This window comes from Rhizobium jaguaris (genome assembly GCF_003627755.1).
Lineage (GTDB): Bacteria > Pseudomonadota > Alphaproteobacteria > Rhizobiales > Rhizobiaceae > Rhizobium > Rhizobium jaguaris.
Window position 1 is genome coordinate 1 of record NZ_CP032697.1, and the last position, 17,806, is coordinate 17,806.

General features: G+C 55.6%; 11 protein-coding genes and 3 pseudogenes. 9 read left to right on the forward strand and 5 right to left on the reverse strand.

Going from position 1 to position 17,806, the window contains the following annotated elements; translation table 11 throughout:
* Positions 1 to 186: 186 nt before the first annotated feature.
* From CCGE525_RS36865 to CCGE525_RS36875, 3 genes and pseudogenes are all read left to right on the forward strand, one after another.
* Complete coding sequence (locus CCGE525_RS36865) at positions 187 to 936, forward strand: phospholipase D-like domain-containing protein (RefSeq protein ID WP_120709221.1); 750 nt, start codon at positions 187 to 189, stop codon at positions 934 to 936.
* Positions 937 to 1,087: 151 nt separating this feature from the next.
* A pseudogene (locus CCGE525_RS36870) lies at positions 1,088 to 1,977 on the forward strand (NAD-dependent epimerase/dehydratase family protein).
* A 216-nt stretch (positions 1,978 to 2,193) separates the two neighbouring features.
* Positions 2,194 to 3,211, forward strand: a pseudogene (locus tag CCGE525_RS36875) (IS110 family RNA-guided transposase).
* Positions 3,212 to 3,565: 354 nt separating this feature from the next.
* Here CCGE525_RS36875 and CCGE525_RS36880 read toward each other — a convergent pair.
* From CCGE525_RS36880 to CCGE525_RS36890, 3 genes and pseudogenes are all read right to left on the reverse strand, one after another.
* Entirely contained in the window at positions 3,566 to 3,853 is a 288-nt protein-coding gene (locus CCGE525_RS36880) for a type II toxin-antitoxin system RelE/ParE family toxin (protein WP_245472520.1), read from the reverse strand.
* A 19-nt stretch (positions 3,854 to 3,872) separates the two neighbouring features.
* Entirely contained in the window at positions 3,873 to 4,124 is a 252-nt protein-coding gene (locus CCGE525_RS36885) for a type II toxin-antitoxin system ParD family antitoxin (protein ID WP_120709430.1), read from the reverse strand.
* Between the two features lie 412 nt (positions 4,125 to 4,536).
* Positions 4,537 to 4,854: pseudogene (locus tag CCGE525_RS36890) on the reverse strand (recombinase family protein); the annotation flags it as partial.
* Here CCGE525_RS36890 and CCGE525_RS36895 point away from each other — a divergent pair.
* Entirely contained in the window at positions 4,853 to 5,143 is a 291-nt protein-coding gene (locus CCGE525_RS36895; protein WP_205587545.1) for a hypothetical protein, read from the forward strand. The pseudogene CCGE525_RS36890 and the gene CCGE525_RS36895 sit on opposite strands and share 2 nt — an antisense overlap.
* Positions 5,144 to 5,206: 63 nt before the next feature.
* Here CCGE525_RS36895 and CCGE525_RS36900 read toward each other — a convergent pair whose 3' ends face one another.
* Positions 5,207 to 7,006: an ATP-dependent nuclease gene (locus CCGE525_RS36900; protein ID WP_120709223.1), complete on the reverse strand. Its 1,800-nt coding sequence runs from the start codon at positions 7,004 to 7,006 to the stop codon at positions 5,207 to 5,209.
* A gap of 823 nt (positions 7,007 to 7,829) precedes the next feature.
* On the opposite strand from CCGE525_RS36900, the gene CCGE525_RS36905 reads away from it, so the two are divergent.
* From CCGE525_RS36905 to CCGE525_RS36925, 5 genes are all read left to right on the forward strand, one after another.
* Entirely contained in the window at positions 7,830 to 11,648 is a 3,819-nt protein-coding gene (locus tag CCGE525_RS36905) for an SIR2 family protein (RefSeq protein ID WP_120709224.1), read from the forward strand.
* A gap of 97 nt (positions 11,649 to 11,745) precedes the next feature.
* Complete coding sequence (locus CCGE525_RS36910) at positions 11,746 to 13,830, forward strand: hypothetical protein (RefSeq protein ID WP_120709225.1); 2,085 nt, start codon at positions 11,746 to 11,748, stop codon at positions 13,828 to 13,830.
* 60 nt (positions 13,831 to 13,890) lie between these two features.
* The gene (locus CCGE525_RS36915) at positions 13,891 to 15,216 is read left to right on the forward strand and encodes a hypothetical protein (protein ID WP_120709226.1); all 1,326 of its coding nucleotides are present in this window, start codon (positions 13,891 to 13,893) and stop codon (positions 15,214 to 15,216) included.
* Positions 15,217 to 15,643: 427 nt separating this feature from the next.
* The gene (locus tag CCGE525_RS36920) at positions 15,644 to 16,393 is read left to right on the forward strand and encodes an FRG domain-containing protein (protein ID WP_120709227.1); all 750 of its coding nucleotides are present in this window, start codon (positions 15,644 to 15,646) and stop codon (positions 16,391 to 16,393) included.
* A 385-nt stretch (positions 16,394 to 16,778) separates the two neighbouring features.
* Positions 16,779 to 17,021 carry a hypothetical protein gene (locus tag CCGE525_RS36925; protein WP_120709228.1) on the forward strand — a complete coding sequence of 81 codons (243 nt, stop codon included), beginning with the start codon at positions 16,779 to 16,781 and terminating at the stop codon, positions 17,019 to 17,021.
* Positions 17,022 to 17,046: 25 nt separating this feature from the next.
* Here the strand turns inward: CCGE525_RS36925 and istB are convergent, their stop codons facing one another.
* Complete coding sequence (gene istB / locus CCGE525_RS36930; RefSeq protein WP_120709229.1) at positions 17,047 to 17,802, reverse strand: IS21-like element helper ATPase IstB; 756 nt, start codon at positions 17,800 to 17,802, stop codon at positions 17,047 to 17,049.
* Positions 17,803 to 17,806: the final 4 nt, after the last annotated feature.

Sequence of the window (17,806 nt, forward strand, 5' to 3'; positions counted from 1 at the left end):
GGATGCGCGGCCCACGTGTTCGGTGGAAATGTCAGCGGGGAAATTCGAGCTGTTTGAGCGCACGCGGACGAGGAAATGGATTGTTATCCAACGAATAATTTCGCGTGATTTCCAAAGAAAATTAAACGGTGACTTCATCTCGGAGCGGGCAATCTTCCGCATCTTGTTTTCAGGTGCGGGGCCAAAATGCTGAATTTGAATGAGCTCGATTGGATTGAAGGAATTAGACAGGAGGACTACTCGACGCGATCTGGCAATGCCGAGGTGTTCTTCAAAAATCTAGAGAGGCACCTGTTAGAGCAGATCGGCGCTGCGAGCTATGTCGTGGGCTGCGTCGCATGGTTCACCCTCCCAAGAGTATGGGCAGAGCTTGCAACAAAGAAGGCGGTCTCCGTGCTCCTCCAGAAAGAAGATTGGCTTCGAAAGGATACGGACGAAAAAGGGGGTCTGGTTGGAACAAAATCGGATCTGATATCAAAGATAGCGGGCCTCCCGCGATTTAACGCTAGATGGTTTGACTTTGACAATCGACTTTACTTCGGAGATGGATGGGAAAAGGATGGGGATGAATGGTCGGCTTCAAAACTTATCATTGAACCGGTCCGATGCGTCGGTCCTTTTTCAAAGGACAGAATGACCAATCATCCACGAATGCATCATAAATTCCTCGTTTTTTGTCGTCCTGAGCAGAAGGCTGAAGACCAATACGACACTCCTCGTTGGGTTGCGCATCCGTACGCGGTTTGGACAGGCTCTTTCAACGTAACCTCAAACGCTACGCGGTCGTTCGAGAACGCGCTTCTTCTTCATGACGAGACAATTGCAGCAGCGTACATGAAAGAATGGGCTCAATTGATGGCCTTTTCCGAGCCGCTCGATTGGACTTCCGAGCAGCCATCAGGAGATCTCGACTTCAATGGTTTTTGGGCTCACTGATTATGTCCTTTGCCGTTAATTTGAGGAGTTTTCCCTTACGCGAGCATACTAGCTGTAGCGGCGCGCAATCATCCGCGCTCGGGCGCGATTTCATCGCTGATTTCAGCCCGGATTGGGTGAGTCACCAAAACGAGATTTTTGAAAGCTGCCCATGCGTATAGTTCTTACAGGTAGTTCCGGACGAATTGGTCGAGCCATTTTTGGCGCCGTGTGTGGACAACACGAGATCATTGGAATTGATCGCTCTCCTTTTTCGACTACACATGTTGTCGGCGACTTCGCCAACGAGATGCTGCTACGCCCGGTTCTTCGAAAAGCAGATGCGGTAATTCACACGTCCGCACTCCATGCCCCCATGTTGGCACAATGCCGAATGAAGAATTTCAGCGCATCGACGTGGAGGGAACCCGGCTCATCGCAAGGGAGGCGATCGCCGCAGGCGTGAAACGGTTCGTTTTCACCAGCACGACGGCCTTGTATGGGTATGTCGTTTCGGTCGGCTCTTGCACCTGGATAGACGAAGACATGGCCCCTCTGCCGAAGAGCATCTATCATCGGACGAAGCTTGAAGCTGAAAATGTACTGTAAGAAATGGCTGGTCCAGAATTTGCCGTGCGGGTTCTACGCATGTCGCGGAGTTTTCCGGAGCCAGGCGACGTAATGGCCGCTTATAGGCTGCATCGTGGCATCGATGCGCGTGACGTCGCCGACGCCCACGCTGCAGCTTTGTCGAATGGCGGGGCGCATTTCCAGCGTTACATTGTCTCGGCGGCTAGCCCCTTCATAAAGCAAGACTGTGAAATTCTTTCGATAGATGCGGCTTCCGCCATCAGACGTAGGGCGCCCGATCTTGCTGCTGAGTTTGACCGGAGAGGATGGAGCCTGCCACGCACCATTGATCGTGTGTATGATTCAAGCCGGGCTAAGAACGGGCTCGGCTGGCAATCCCTTTTCAGCTTTGATGAAGTGCTGGCGCAGATGGATCGTCGCAGCCTCGAAGTGTTACCACCCGGTCGGCGCATCAGCACGAAATCGGAATAGTGTGTCGTTGCAGAGGGGGTGGGGAGGCCACGCTCAATTTCGATCAGGCTTTGGCCAACCTAAACCGCTAGTCACCGCAGCCCATCCGATGTGATCACCCTATGTTCTCAAATGTCGGGCAGATCCACCACTTTCGTGATGGGGTGGACACCCCTCGACGGCATCGATGTGCCAAGGTGGCAGGTGTTTAACCTCCACAACAGAGGAGTGCCCGAAATGGAAATTAGCACAATTGGGTTGGATCTGGCGAAAAATGTCTTTCAGGCGCATGGCGCCGATGCTTCGGCGGCCGTTGCTTTCCGAAAGCAATTGCGGCGCGACAAGGTGTTGAGCTTCTTCGCTGCCCAGCCGCGTTGCGTAGTTGCAATGGAAGCTTGCGGTGGAGCGCATTATTGGGCGCGCGCTATCGGTGATCTCGGCCATACGGTTCGTTTAATTCCGCCAGCCTACGTCAAACCGTTCGTCAAACGCCAGAAAAATGACATGGCCGATGCTGAGGCGATCTGCGAGGCGGCTCAACGGCCGACGATGCGGTTTGTCGCGGTGAAGAGCGAGCAGCAACAGGCCAGTTCGGCGGTATTTCGAGTTCGAGATATCCTGGTGCGGCAACGTACTCAGTTGATCAATTCCCTGCGTGGTCATCTGGCGGAATACGGACTGATCGTTGCCCAAGGGCCGGCGCACGTTGCCAAGTTGGTTGAAAAGGTAGGAGATCCCGAAAGCGATCTACCGGAAGCAGCACGTACAGTGCTTCTCATGCTCGTCGAAGCGCTCAGATCTTTGGAGGAGAAGATCAAGCAACTCGATCGCGAAATCGTACGACGCACCCGGGAGGACAAAGACGCTCGCCGGCTGACGACAATCCCTGGCGTTGGGCCGATAACCGCAACGGCTCTTATTGCGCTGGCACCAAACGCCGCAACCTTCAAGAAGGGTCGCGACTTTGCCGCCTGGTTGGGCCTAACGCCATTGCAGCGTTCAACAGGAGGAAAACAGAAACTGCGCGACGTCAAAAATGGGTGAGCGGACGCTTAGGCGGCTGCTAATTATCGGCGCCAGCGCTGTGGTCCAACAAGCTTGTAAACGCGGCGGTCGACAAGGGACGTGGCTTGCTCGCATGCTCGCCCGTAAACCGCGCATGCTTGTGATCGTGGCTCTGGCCAACAAGCTCGCCCGGATCGTATGGGCACTGATGGCATCGGGAGGGACGTATAGAGCTCCGGCAGCGGCATAGCTGCACAGCCTGAGGCGTCGAGAATGTAGGAAGGTCAAAGGAAGGTATCGCGATACGGTCGATGAGAGGGGCCAGAAGAATCAGTTCACGACGAAGTGCATCAAAGCACGCTTTCGTGGTTTGGATCTGGTTCGCAAACTCCCATACGGGCCCGCGACATCTGAAGGTCGCAACAAAGGCCGGACAGATGTCAGCACCCGACTACTTGCAAATGATACCTGACTGAAAATTCTTCTTGCATTCACCGGGGTGTCCACAGATGTCGTGACGCCTATTTATGCAAACCGAGATTTCAGCGTACGTTGGAGCAAGGCGCGCGCCGCTGGGCGCCCCATAGTCAAAAGCTATAGCTAACTAAAGTTCGAAATCCTGCGGCTTGATATCCTCGGCGCCGTGTTTGACGCGCAAGATCACGATTCGGTCGTGATAGGAGCGATAATAGATGCAGCGGTTCCGGTAGGGCAGGGCGCGCAGGCCCTCTGAAATATGATCGCGGGGAGATCCGGTGAAGTCCACCTCGGCGATCCATGCGATCTTGGCGGTCAGGTCGGCTAAGAATTCCTGCGCATAGTGAGGACTGCTCTCTGCGATATAGCGCCGGATATTCCGCAAATCCTCGATCGCGGACGGCGCGATAATCAAGCGTTTCGGTTTGATGGCCTTAGCTTTCGTTCATGACGTCTTTGAGGAGATCCGCGCCGGTAGCGTATTCCTTCCCGAGGCCGGCTTCAATCTCGGCGTCGGCCGTCTGAATGTCGTGACGCAAGACCTGCATTTTAAGCTCGTGATCCGCCAGCATACGAATTCCGGCCCGTACGGCTTCAGTCTCCGTGCCGAACCGGCCATTGCGGACGAGATCCGAAAGAATCCCGTCGTAGGTATCGCCAAGCGAAAAGGTTTTTGCGCGTGCCATGTTCATTTACTCCTTGCTCCCACTATATGGCAAAATACAATACTTTTACAATACTGCTCCTGGCATGACCTACGCGATGCTGGTAGCACCTAGCCGTCCCTTTCTCCCGAGTACGGGTGAGCACAGTGAGCACGCAGAGGATGCTCGTTGCTCTACAGCGTCTCCGTCCATCTCCTGAACGTTCAAGGGATCGCGCCTTCCTATCCGGAGAAAGGCGAGAGGCGGATCAAATGGGTTCTGTTGCCGGTCGCAGCCCGCGAAGTTGCGAACCCCACACTCCGCCGGATCATTGCTTCGGTGATAATCCATGCGCACCATGATCGTCATTTTTGCTCAGACGACGTGGCGTCTTAAAAGCAGGGTCTTAAGCAACCCTGAGATCGTACAAATGGGCATTTGACGGTGCGCTCCATCAAGGGCGAACGAGGCCGAAGCGATGGGCTTCGTCCAACAATGCCTTGACGGTCGATGGTTGCCATTTCCGGCCACCCCGTGCTGGCCGCTCGCCCATCTGATCGAGTTGCGTAGCAATATCGCGTAAGGACAGACTGGGATCGGCGATGGTGATCGCGGCGACGAGCTTCATCAAATGATCTTCGGGGGCGCGGCGCGGAGAGCGAGCTAGCAGGTCCGGCTCGGCGAGCTTCTCGCGAACCATGCGATGGACCGCGCGTCGGAGTCGCTCAACGCTCCAGTCATGACCGCGGCGGTTAAGGATCCTCACGACATTGTACCGGCTCCTCGATGAAGGAAAAAGCCGGCAGGCGGTGTCGGAAATCCTTGGGCTTCTGGAATCGGTCGCGACTGTGTTCCGGGGCACCGGCACAAGTGACGGCACGCTTCAGGTTAAGTATTTCAACAAGATCATCGGTGATGATGAGATCGGGCAACCGGGGAACGGCGCAACAGCAGATTCTCGACTGGATGACGAAACTGCACGGCTACCTGTCCTCGCCGACCGGCGGGTGCGTGCGTCACGGCATGGATCTCAGGGCCGGGGTTGCCATTCAGCAGAATGAGGCGCGCCTGAACGGTCGGCACAGCGATGTGCCTGGCTCAGCAGGGACGCGCAGCCCATCGTTCTATGAGACCGCGCCGACTAGATTGCAGACATACGCGGCGAGCGACTCTATTGCCTCGGGATGAACGCTGCATATGTGTTGGAGCAAGAACAACGAGTCGCGGTTCTTGTTGAAACTGACGCGCGTCTGCGAGAGTTCGGTGCATGCCTTGTCTATCAGCTTCGCGGCGTCAACGCGAGCTAGCCAGTCCTCCGCATGGATATCGCCCTTCCATTCGGGTATCTTGAAGTCGTTGTCTGCCAGCCTCTGGAGTGTCGCCTCGACCTGAGCGCGGTCGATTTGGTTCGCGTTCTCGGGATCTTTTTCCTGTAGAAACGATTTGATCGCGCCTGGATCAACCAGATAACATTCGAAATGGCGGCGAGGGAGAAAGTGCATTTTCCCCCGAGATTGTTCCGTCATCTTGTCAATGTCGGCTTGCGAGAGGTCGTCGGTATCGAAGCTGAAGATAGATTTCACCACCAGTGGCGTCACCGCGCTTCCGAGACGACTGTAGATTTCATAGACAAGTTGGCGATCCCGACGCTTAAAGAAAAAATCCCCTGTGCTTGCGACCGAGGTGACGAGCGTGCCCCGGGGAAGCGGCCGGCCGGCCGCGTGTTGAAAGAGGAGAGGAAAACAGAGTTCTTCGGTCGGACCCTCGACCCAGATAATGCGGTCGGCGGCGAAAACGTCCGCCATTGCGACCCCCAAATGTTCGGCGACCTCCCTGAATTGCCCCACCTTTTTCAAGTCCAGCTTTTGAACCGATGACTCGTAGCCGAGACGCTTCACAACGTTGAGAGTACTCGGATTGCTGAAACCGATGACCTCCGGGGCATGCGTGGATATTATATATTGATGATGGCTATATGCAGTCTGGAGAATTCGAAGCAGAACTTTGACCGCCGCAGGGTGCAGAAAGCTATTCACTTCGTCTATAACCACCACAGCATTTTCGACGGTCATCACAGCCGTAAGCAACGCAATGACCTGAGCGACCCCGGTTCCGCTTTGGTTTAAAGGAAAGCTGAGCTCCACCCTTTCCATGGCCTCCGTCGGCCATACCCTTACTTCGCTGTTTCCATTCTCTGGCTTAGGGCGAACACTTAGATTGCCGACGGTGGGGAAGATTTCGCGGAGGTAGTCCACAAGCCGGTCAAACAGGTCCCCGCGATCACCTCTTAATGTCTGTAAAACGGCCGGCAGGTTGTTCGCATTCGGTGCTAAACGTGGCGCGTGCGCAAATCCGCTTTCGCCAATCGTCAGCCTTTCGGGGTCGAAATAAAACATTGACTTCTGCCAAAGCGAATGCACCAGCAAGGCGGTCGTGTCTTGACCATTATAAATTTGCTGAAACGTCAAATTTCCATCGGAGACATTGACGACGGCGCTGGATTGGCGGGTGCCCGCAGCAAATTGATCGTGGCCAGGATAAGGCGCGGAGAACATCAATCCCGGTCGATGGCTGACGGAAATCTGCATTTTAGGAGACTTCAGTAACTGATCCATATACGCGACAGCGTCGTGCTCGTCGGGGATCGGAATGAAGTTTTGGCCGTTCTCAATCAGAGCAGTTTCGAGTTCTGGGCCACTGATTTCGATGTCAAGGCGGACAAGGGGAACTGGAAGAGCTGCTGCGGCCCATTTTTCAGGACTCCTATGCCGGTCGTCGCGCAATGCCGGTTGCAGAGCGCGTAATAAGGCGCTCTTTCCGGCATTGTTTTGCCCCACAATAAGATTTGTGCCATCGGAAAATTCAATTTCCCCCGAGTCTCTAAATGACTGGAAACCAACGATGCGAGCTTTTCGCAGCTTCACAATTTCCTCCGAATACTAGTGCCCTAACGCGTTAAGTTTGTCGCTTGATAGGAAGCCCGTCAGTCGACAGGTCAGCTAGCTGACTGAGAGTCCTCTAACTGCCATTGATCCGACAATTAAGCTCCGCTACCCTTCACGCTCAAGCCGCAAACGCCGATTGTCGCTAAAATCTTTCCGTGTATGCCGCCATGTACGACCAGCCTGCCGCTGCAAGCGCCGATATGACGGGTTCCGCGATGGGAAACCTGACGCACACCTAGCGGCGGAGAGCCATTTGAAATCCGGATTTTGCTTGAACGCTGTGACATTTCGATCTTTTAATCCTTCTCCGGAAACGCGAAAGAGTCCCGATTGAGGTCGAAGATGCCTAACTCTAGAAAGTCGGTGGGGTCGGATAGTGTCACGGTGCGAACGTCAGGTCTCGACAGAAAGGCACCCGCGCGCCTTACACATTATACAGACCTCGCAGGTCTGCATGGGATCATCGAAAATAATGAACTGTGGCTGAGCCACGCTGCATTTCTGAACGATCCGCAGGAATTGCGGGGCCTACGCGCCACCGTCACGCTTCCAGTGCTTATGGCGCGAGATCGAGCCAGTTCACAGGGGAGCCATTGGCTCGTGACGAAACCGCCGGAATATCCGAACCCATCGGTAACGACTGCTTGATGCGTATCCTCTGCTGGGCGAAAACTACTGCTGCCCTGTCGGGCGATAGACTTCAAACATCCCAGAGTAACGCGGTTGTGGACAAAGGGAAACATCGGCCCTGCTAATTACAATTTGCATGGATTGCGAGCAGTCGCCGATCTAACATGCTACCATGCGTTTTACAGAACTCGGACCATCTATACCGACTGGGCTGCTCACGAGCCGCGATAGGGGCGAAGTGGTCTTCTTTTGCGGCGCTGGAGTATCGAAACCTGCCGGTTTACTAAGCTTTTTCGAGCTGACCGTTCAGGTCATGAAAAAGCTAGGTGTGCCAGCGGCTTCTAAGGTCGCGACGCAAATGGCCGCCGCGATCGCCGGCAACGACCCCGAACTCGCACCACCTTTCGATCAGGTCTTCGGCCAGCTTCAACGACTTTACTCCGTTGAGAAAATCGAGGCCGAGGTGACGCGTCTTTTAAGGACGCCGAAGAACGTCCGGGCGGTCAACCATGAGACCGTGCTCCGCCTTTCGAAAGACGAAAGGGGTAGGCCGTTCGTGGTCACGACAAACTTCGATCTATTGTTCGAACGGGCAATGCCGGGGTTACGCTATTGGTCACCGCCGATTTTGCCTTTGATGACGGGCGACAGCAGTCACGACGGAGTCGTTTACCTTCATGGGAGGCTCGGGTCAGGTCGACATAGGGAAGGTACGGCAAGTTCGCTCATCTTGGGATCTGGAGACTTCGGGCGGGCATATCTCGCGGATGGCTGGGCCACAAATTTCTTCCGGCAACTGCTTGAACGAAAGACCGTGGTGCTGCTTGGCTATTCCGCGGGAGATCCCCCGATCCGATATCTGTTGGAAGGCCTGGCTGGCAGCACCTCTGCAAGGCTACAGCCGATCTATGCTTTTGATCGGGGAGAGGAAAGCGATGTAGTTTCGAAGTGGCGCGAGCTTGGGGTCATTGGCGTCCCATTTGGAGCGTTTGAGGATCTGTGGGCTTCACTCGATGAGTGGGCAGTGCGTGCAGACGATCCGTCGGCGTGGAACGTGCGCGTGGCTAGGATGGCGGAACAATCACCCAGATCATTGCGGCCCTTTGAGCGCGGACAGGTGGCGACTCTTGCCGCGGCCCCTGACGGAGCGTTGGCGTTTTCGAACAGCGATCCCCCACCAAATGCAGAATGGCTTTGCGTGCTTGATCGCAATACGCGCCACCGGCCATCTTTTAGCGCCTCAGTAGGCAATGGACGTGTCGACGTGAATCCGTTGCAGGACTATGGTCTCGACGACGATACGCCTCAGGTAGGAAGCCGGTTGCGCTACGGCGTCGATCTACTTGCGCGTCTGCCCTCCGATACGGACGTCGGCGGTGACATTCGGCTAAGCGGGACCTATGCCAACCGCTCGCACGCTCTCCCTCGGCGTCTCCTATTCCTTTCCAGTTGGTTCGAGAAGGTTTGCCATGAGCCGGTTGCGATTTGGTGGGCGAGCCGGCAACTGGGTCTTCATACCGAGCTGACGAGCCGGATTAACCGACGGATGTCCGGCTATGGGGCGGCGTTCTCGGAAGGCGTCCAGCGTGCCTGGTCTCTGTTACTGGAAATGGAGGATGATCTCGGAGAGGACTTCCACGATCTCCGATGGTATGATTTCGCAAACAAGCTTCGGCGTACGGGATGGACGAGGGGTGCTTTTCGGGCTTTCGAGAGCACCATTCGCCCCCGATTGAAACTGTCGCCGGTCGCGGAGGTCTTTCCGCCCGGGTCCCCCGACGTTCACATCGAAGCGCTGCTTCGTTTTCAGGTTCACTGCACATCGCGCCATGGCCAGGACATCGATATTCCTGATGCCGCTCTCGCCCAAGTACTTATGATCGTTTGCCGATCGCTGGAACGTGCGGGGGATTTGCTGGCAGAGACAGGGATTTCGGCAGAGTTCTTCCGGCTTCCCACACTGGAACCGGAAGAGAAACCCGGACGCCGTTTCGTGCCGCAGGACGGGCCGGAATATCTTTTTCTCTGGGCCGTTGGATTGTTCGACCGCCTGTCCCGGTCTGATAAGCCCGCAGCGCTACGGCAAGTCGCTCTACTGCCACCATCCGCCCCCTTTTTCTTCGACAAGTTCAGATTGCATGCATGGGCGTCGCCCGGTCTGTTCGAGCCGGCCGTGATCGCGACCGGATTGATCGAGCTCTCGGACGCGTCGTTCTGGAACGTCTACCTCGAGCGCGACGTGCTGCATTTGCTCCGCCTCAGATGGCAGGAACTCTCCGACACACAGAGGCGCTCGGTCGAGGAGCGAATTTGCAACCCTGTCGGACGGGCCCGCTCGGCGGATCACGAGGGGAGCGAGGAATTCAGGCGATACCAGATAGGCTCGCGATTGGGATGGCTGGAGCGCAATCACTGCGAACTGTCGGATGCCGCGGCGGCGGCGCTCGCTTCTATCAGAGCGTCCGAGGGTTGGTCTGAAAGAAGCGAAGTCGTCGCCGACCTGGATCACGAAGGCCGCTCGGGGTGGGTGGAGCGACGTACGGATCCGTCAAGCCTCGACGGCTTGCCTTTGACGGAAATCATACCCGCGGCCGCGAGCCTAAGTGGGCGACAGGGGAGCATGTTCGTCGAGCACGCTCCCTTTGAGGGCCTGGTTGCGGAACGGCCGGCGCGAGCCTTAGCTGCGCTTGCATCGGAATCGCGGGCAGGCAGGTATCCCCAGGAGTTTTGGCAACAGCTCTTCTCGAAATGGCCGAAAAACACGACCCCCTGCGCTACCGCCCTGTGTGGGCGAAGAATATTGCGTTTGCCGGCCGAGTTGAAGGTGAACGTGCGTGGCTATCTCACTTCATGGATTTCCGAACACATGGTAGGGATCGCGAAAATTTATCCGGAAACCTTTGAAGGGGTTTGGGATGACGCTTTCGACACGCTCCAAGCTGCCGGTGAGGAGGCAACGAAAAGCGGTTTGGGTGGGAGCTTCGTCGCGGGCAAGGAAATTCATAGTTCGAGGAGATCGCTGGACCACGCAATCAACGGCCCCGTGGGAAAACTGGTCGATACCTTGTTGGACGCGATTGGTGAGAGCCAGCCTGGTCGCAACGATAAAATTGCCGGACCGCTCGCCGCTCGCCTTACACGATCCCTAGGCTCCATAGGTGAGGGTGCTGATCATGCGGCAGGACTAATGGGGCGACATCTCGAATGGCTTAACTTTGTCGACCCCGACTGGGTGCGACGTGAGCTGTTACCTCTGTTTGACCTCGAGAACGTGTTAGCGGAAGCTGCGTGGAGAGGATTTCTACATAGTGGCAGTCCTCCCCAATCAAAGGATCTGTTCCGGCAGTTGAAGCAATCGTTCCTGGGCATCTTTTCGCAGCGTCTCGATTGGCTATCCGAAGACCGGGACGAGCGGAACGCCGTCACCGTACTCGTCATCGCAGCATGGTGGCATAGAAAGGGGCGCGAATACATTTCGGACGAAGAGTGCCGAGCCGCACTTCAATCAGTGGATGACGAAGGGCGTCAGACCGCGATCTGGACGGCCAGCCGGATCATCGGAGAACACGATGCGTGGACATCTTTCGGCAGACGCTTCTTCACTGCTGTCTGGCCGCAGGAGGTCAGATTCCAAACATCCGGCACGAGTGACGCACTTCTTCGCCTAGCCGACGATTCGTTCGAGAAATTTCCGGAGATGATCAAAACGCTGAAAGATTTTCTCAGGCCGACGGAGCATCCAGATATGTATCTCTTCAGACAGAGGCGCGGCGCCGATGCAGGCGAGCGAGCCAGCCTCGCCAAGCGCTGGCCGAAAGCAGTTCTGGAAGTGGCGGATCGGGTAATCGATCTCGATCCGCCGTATGTCCCGAGTGAGTTGGGTGCGTTATTGGCAGATATCGGCGAGGCTGAGCCCGCATTGCGCACTACGTCGGCGTGGAGACGTTTGACAGCTATCGTCAACGGGCAGCGTCAGCTCGCTCGGCAATGAAAGCCCTTCGGTATCGCGGCTGTCCCAGGGGAGGAAACCCGGTCAGGGGCTCTGGATCAGAGGAGTCGTCGCTAGGGATCTTTCTGAAGGGAAACCGATGAGCGTTGTGATTTCGACAACCGCATTCGATGACTTCATGTCTTCTACTATTGGTGAGTTCCATGACGATGCGGTGATGAAGCCGCTCGACCATGAAGAGATCTATGTCCGCATTCGCCGCGTGCTCTCGTGTCCGGAGGGGATGGACTGGGAAGCGCTTCACTATTTTTGGAACGTTCTACAGATCGCGGTGCATCTGGGCCGCGCGCCACCAGAGCGTTGGCAACTACTTGCTATCGTTCGGGATGCGTGTAGCGGTGAAAGAAACATCGCCCCATTTTCGAACCGCAAAGCATGGACCGAGGCGTTGGGGCACGCGTCGCGATTGATGGCTAGGGCAATGTATAGGCTTTCGACCAACAGTCGGCAGGGCATCGTCGCTGGGTCCTTGTTGTTCTTTGAACAACTAGGTTTCGAGGTAGAGTTAGATGGACGTGGGGCGCGTCTGAGCTCGAAGTCTTTCAGACACATTTGCCGCAAGATCGAAAAACACGTTGCTGCCGCCGGCGGCCTCAACACTGCAAACCTGCTTCTCCAAGGTATGCAGGGGACCGGGCGAAGTATCGACGGATCGCTAAGTTCAGCCCGAACTCCTGCACAGGTCTATGAAGTTTCGCAAGCAGGGACACCGTTCCACTACATTTACAATGTCGCCCTCAAGCATCTGGGTTCGCAAACAAGGACAGGCAATCCGACTGCCGAGATCTTGAAAGCCGAGCTTCATGCGAGACATCTCGCCGCGGCTCTCGATCTCGAACCCCATAGCATATTCGAGAACACATCACTGCCCACCCGCTTTTTGGAAAAAGTTCTCCGGGAAACCGTCCTATATGACGAACTTTTCAGTTTCGCGCAGTGGCAACCGAAGGCTGGATTGAAAATCGTCGGGATGTTCTTCAATGCGCTTGAAAGGGTGGGCTGCGATTTTCCGCGAGCATCGCCATCCGAGTGGAGAATGTTCACGACGCGACTACTCGAGCTAGCGGAAGAAAGCCAGCTTCGGCAGTTTTCGGCGGTGTTCTTTGCGTCGGGTTCTGCAGATCTTGCCAGGTTGACCCCGCTGCTGGAACTCCTGTCTATCCCCGCATCCCGGATAAACCGGGAGTATGATGGGCCGGCGGACACCAACAAAAGAATGGACGCGGCGTTTCCGCTGATTGCAATGGGATCAAACGAATTTCTACTTCAACCCAAATCCATCGCCGTTCGTGCATTGGTAGACCGCTTGCTCGAACTGATGCGGAAGGACGAAAAGCGGAAGGCTGGCAAATTTGGCGCCGCGACCGATCTATCGAAGCTGGAGAACAAGTTCGGAAGCGCCCTTGAGCTTTTGACGGCCGACGTCTTGAGAGACATCGGTATGACCGTCACCCATGAGGGGGCGAAATACCACGGAAAGAGCAGGGGACATCGTCTCGAAATCGATATCGTTGCCGAGGACGAAAGCCACATCTACCTTTTTGAGTGCAAAAAGAAAGTACTGACAAACTCCGCGCGCCAGGGGGATAGTCTGGCGGTGCTGTCCGACCTCACAGAGAGCTTCCTCAAAATGCAAGGCCAATTGGCCAGACACGAGGCGAAGCTCCGATCGGACGGGAAGATCGTTTTCGAGGATGGACGGTCGCTTGAGCTGAACGGGCGGCAGGTTGAAAAATTCGCTATTAGCCTCTTTGACCACGGTGCGTTGCAAGCACGGGGTACAATCATCCCACTTTTTGCGCGGTTGTTCGGAAGCCGTGTCTCAACACAGAAACCTGTAGCCGACGCAGTCACCGCTAAAATCAACAAGCAGTTGGCAGTCCTTGCCCAAAGTGTCGATGCCATTTGTGTCGCGCAGCAAGATCAAGACAGGCAAGATGCACTCCACGATTTCGCCATGTCGACCTGGTGGATGAGCATCGATCAACTTCACTATCTGTGCCGCTCCGGAGTAGGAGTGTCTGAAAGCCTTAAGGACCTGAGGCATCTGGAGTCGCGGACCGGCGACATCGTGTGGGACGCCAAGCGTGTCACACTAATGGGCCCTGTGGCCAGAGCGATGCTCGATGGCGCTCGCACGATGAACAAGCGTGCGATGCTGTAACATGTGGTTCTAAGCATAATGGCGGCAATTTCAAATACGCAAGTCTAATTGGATGGGGCAATGAGCAAGTCGTCATGGAACGCGAAGCGCAAGGAAGTCAAGCTAAGCAAACTGACCGGGCACGCGAGCAAGAGTTCGCGTTTGATCGAAGGCCGTGTTCCAAGTAACACAAAGGTCTTTTTCACGCCTGCTGAGCTCTTTGGAGCGATGGCCCAGTGCTCCAGTCGCTTGGCTTTGGATCAGCAGGCGACCCAGGCACATGTTGAAGCATGTCGGCTATTGATCGCGAGACACGTTGAAGAAGACAGTGACGACTTTGCGTTTCTTGAGTCAGTCCGCGGACTGAAAGATTATCTCCGGAAGTCGATGACTGCGCTGGTTGGTGATGGAATTGCCTACCTCCAGATGATCGCGGATGGTTACCGCTGGGTGGACCACTTCGAAAATTACACGGTGCATGGCGATGTAGACACCGATCGAACGCCTGATTTTATTTTCAGCCGAAGCAGCGACGATTTCGTCGCGCTTGCTGAATCGAAGGCAACCAAGGGAAGCAGTAAATCAGCTTTCGATAAGACGGTACGGGAAGGCTACTCTGGACAGGTCGAACCCTACCTCGCGATCGAGATCGGATCGTTCATAGCCAGCCACGGCTTTGCGATCGGGAGCTGGATGACATCAGACAAAAAAGCAGAGGTATTCATACATCACACTCAGGTCGCCCAACCTGACTGCGAAGGAGGCGGTTTAGATCCGGATAAGCAGTCAGATCCAAGTTCGATACGCTTCGGGAATTACTGTGGTGTGCTGACGCTTCTATTTGGCACGGGAGTCGGTGAGGCAGCACGCGCCAGGACTTGGAGACCCTCGGAAGAAGTCTTTGTAACAGTCCGCTGGCTCAAAAAAACCTGGATTGTCGGGGAATTTCTGATAGAGCGGCCGGAACACGGCAAGGATGATGAACTGGCTTTTCAACGGCTTCCGGTTCCCGTGTTGAAAAGGTTGGCTCTTGAATTGGAAACTGCCCGGAAGGTCTTTGGTTATATCGAAGCCGAAGAAGCGAAGTCCAGCTTGCTGGAGAACCTCCCGGAGTTCGACGAAATCCTGAGAGGGGCCGCGAAAGCCTCGGGTGGCGCAATATTTCCCGATGGTTTCGCCGTGCTCGGCCGGGGCGAAGATCAAGACGATCTTCAATGGCGAAAGCTTCCGCCGCAAAACCCTGTGAATGCCGTTTCCATGGATGCGGCGACCGAGCGTCTGCTAGCCTCCCTGAAACAAAATGTCGATAACAGGCGCATTCCCGACGGCCTTCCTTACACTCCTCTCGCACGAGAGGACGAACCGCCCGTTGAACTGCCGTTGCAACTGACTATACGAGACGTTTAGGCTGGAGATGCGCTCGTGATACTGAAATCACCATCCGCCTGTTCTCGACGAGATCGCAAAGCGGAAAGGCTGGTTCACTTGCATAAGAGATCGATTGTGCTGAGCTACCGGGTATAAAGGAACAAGGTTCCGCGGTCGCCGCTGTATCTGGACTGGCTGTCGTCCATCACCGACTCAATTAGCGAACGCACCATCGACGTATGTATTGGAAGGATGATACCAAGCGCGTCAATAATTCTGGTCGACCGGTCTCCGGCAGCTACAACGATGGCGTCGCAGTTGAACGAACGACCGTAGACGGAGACAAAAGCCTTTGACCAGTACGGAACCGCGCGACGACGGGCATCGGGATCGGTCGAATAACTCAACGTTTACGGAGAGACGCTAGCCTCCGTACAATGCGTAACGGAAGAATTAGGATTGTTCGTTGACACAGTTTGCTACCACTACAAGCAAAAGCTGGCATGATTTCAAATCGGCAGATCTCCAGGATCTGTTCACGGGAAAACCGTTCGACCGAGGTCGTTTCCTATTTCGAGGGCAGGGTTCAGAGAGTTGGCCGCTGATCTCTTCGTTCGACCGCTGGTTCAAGGGAGAGAGACGATACAAGGCGGAAGCCTCAAAGAAGCTCATGACACTGTTCGAACAAGAGACTGAAGGTCTTCAAATTGACCGTGACATTTGGTCTGACCCAAATCGAAGACTCGGTCTCGCACAACACTACGGGGTCCCGACGCGACTTCTTGATTGGAGCGAAAGTCCCTACGTCGCCGCATTCTTCGCTTTTGCCGGACTAGACGCAAACGCGCTCATAGAAGGCCACGAGAGCTACGTAAAAAACGTTGCGGTTTGGTGTATCGACCGCTGCGTAGCCAACGTGTGGAGCTCTGAGGCGGGCGTTGAGATTATCCATGTCCCCTCTTATGGCAACGAAAGGTTGCGAAATCAACTTGGATGGTTCACGCTCCTCAAGGCTCCATATGACAGCTTGGAGGAGTACGTATCACATTTCGACGAGGCGCCCGCCGCGCTGCGACGATTCTCTATACCTGCCACAGATGTCAGGCGCGCTTTAGCAGACCTAGAGCTTATGGGAATGAACTTCAGCCGAATCTATCCAGGCGTTGATGGGAGCGCCAGAACCGCCGTCCTGAGAGCAAAGTGGGAGCAGGAATAGGAGCGTGTCGACACGTCGAAGAAATTGTGGCGCCGCTGATCAGTATGCACGTCGGTATGATGCAAGTGGAGCCAACATCACCGGCTCACTTTCCGTCCATTGGGCCCGCTATTCGGCGGAATGATAATCAACCTGAGAGGTTCAAAAAATTAGAGAGTGAAATTAGAGGTAAGGATGGTAACAAGGTTTCAATGGTTTGAGTCCCATCACATCAAACAGATCCGATTTTGTGGGCTGTGGCTTGTCGTCTCTAAAAAGCGGCATCACAGCCAAGCGCAGGACGACTGCTTTGCGCCCCATATCGGACATTTAAGGGCTTGCTGAGCAGCCCTGAAAGGGGACGACAATTTCGCTTGCAATTTGAGGATCTGTAGACGCCGCGCTCGTGGTCATCCGCGACATTCTGCTCATCCGTGCGCAGCGCAACGGCGACCGCTTGACCGGTATTGACGCGGACTTGCGTCAGGCGAGATTACCGATCATCTTCGGCGAACAGATCGCACTTGCGTATTCCGATGAAGCCGGCCATCGATTCCGATTTGAAGCCGGCCAGTCATTCCGATTTCATTCCGGCCAGCGTTCCGATTTGAAGCCGGCCATTTCTCGGACTGATCCTGGGTCTCGTTGATGTTTGGATTGAGTTTTGTTTTTGGTCAAGCGTGGGATGTTTCAGGCGCTCCTGGCGAACGCTGTTTTCGCATGCTCTCGCCAGTGAGATCGATGCGATAGGCATTGTGAACGAGGCGATCCAGGATGGCATCGGCGAGCGTTGGATTTGCTATGATTTCCCACCAGCGATCCAGGGGCACCTGACTGGTGACGATCGTTGATCGACGCTCGTAGCGGTCCTCGATGATCTCGAGAAGATCACGCCGCTGATCATCGTTGAGCTTTTCTGGTCCCCAGTCATCGAGGATCAGCAGGTCGGTCTTGGCGAGAGATTTGAGGATCCTGCCGTAGCGCCCGTCACCTCTTGCAAGTGCGAGCGTGGCGAACAGCCGCGGAACTCGGTGGTATGCGACGGAGAAATCTTCGCGGCATGCCTTGTGGCCGAGGGCGCAGGCAAGCCAACTTTTACCGACGCCGGCTGGCCCGGTGACGAGGAGACTGTGGTGCTTACGGATCCAGTCGCAGCCAGCAAGCGCCATGAATAGATTGCGATCGAGACCGCGGGCCGCACGAAAGTCGGCATTCTCGATCTGTGCATCATGGCGAAGCTTAGCAGCCCTGGCGCGGGCTTCGAACCGCTTCTGGCGGCGCATGGTAGCTTCGCGCTCGAGCAGGATGGCAAGCCATTCTCCATGCTCGAGGCCGCGCGCTTCTGACTGTGCGTCGAGCTCCTGGAAGGCTGTGGCCATGCCGTAAAGGCCGAGTTCGCGCAGCATATCGATGGTGGGATTGATCAGCATTGGT

Excerpts from the sequence above, each read along its gene's own strand:
- CCGE525_RS36910 (WP_120709225.1), top strand. The coding sequence starts at position 11,746 with ATGAGCGTTGTGATTTCGACAACCGCATTCGATGACTTCATGTCTTCT.
- CCGE525_RS36915 (WP_120709226.1), top strand. The coding sequence starts at position 13,891 with ATGAGCAAGTCGTCATGGAACGCGAAGCGCAAGGAAGTCAAGCTAAGC.
- CCGE525_RS36885 (WP_120709430.1), bottom strand. The coding sequence starts at position 4,124 with ATGGCACGCGCAAAAACCTTTTCGCTTGGCGATACCTACGACGGGATT.
- CCGE525_RS36905 (WP_120709224.1), top strand. The coding sequence starts at position 7,830 with ATGCGTTTTACAGAACTCGGACCATCTATACCGACTGGGCTGCTCACG.
- CCGE525_RS36865 (WP_120709221.1), top strand. The coding sequence starts at position 187 with ATGCTGAATTTGAATGAGCTCGATTGGATTGAAGGAATTAGACAGGAG.
- istB (WP_120709229.1), bottom strand. The coding sequence starts at position 17,802 with ATGCTGATCAATCCCACCATCGATATGCTGCGCGAACTCGGCCTTTAC.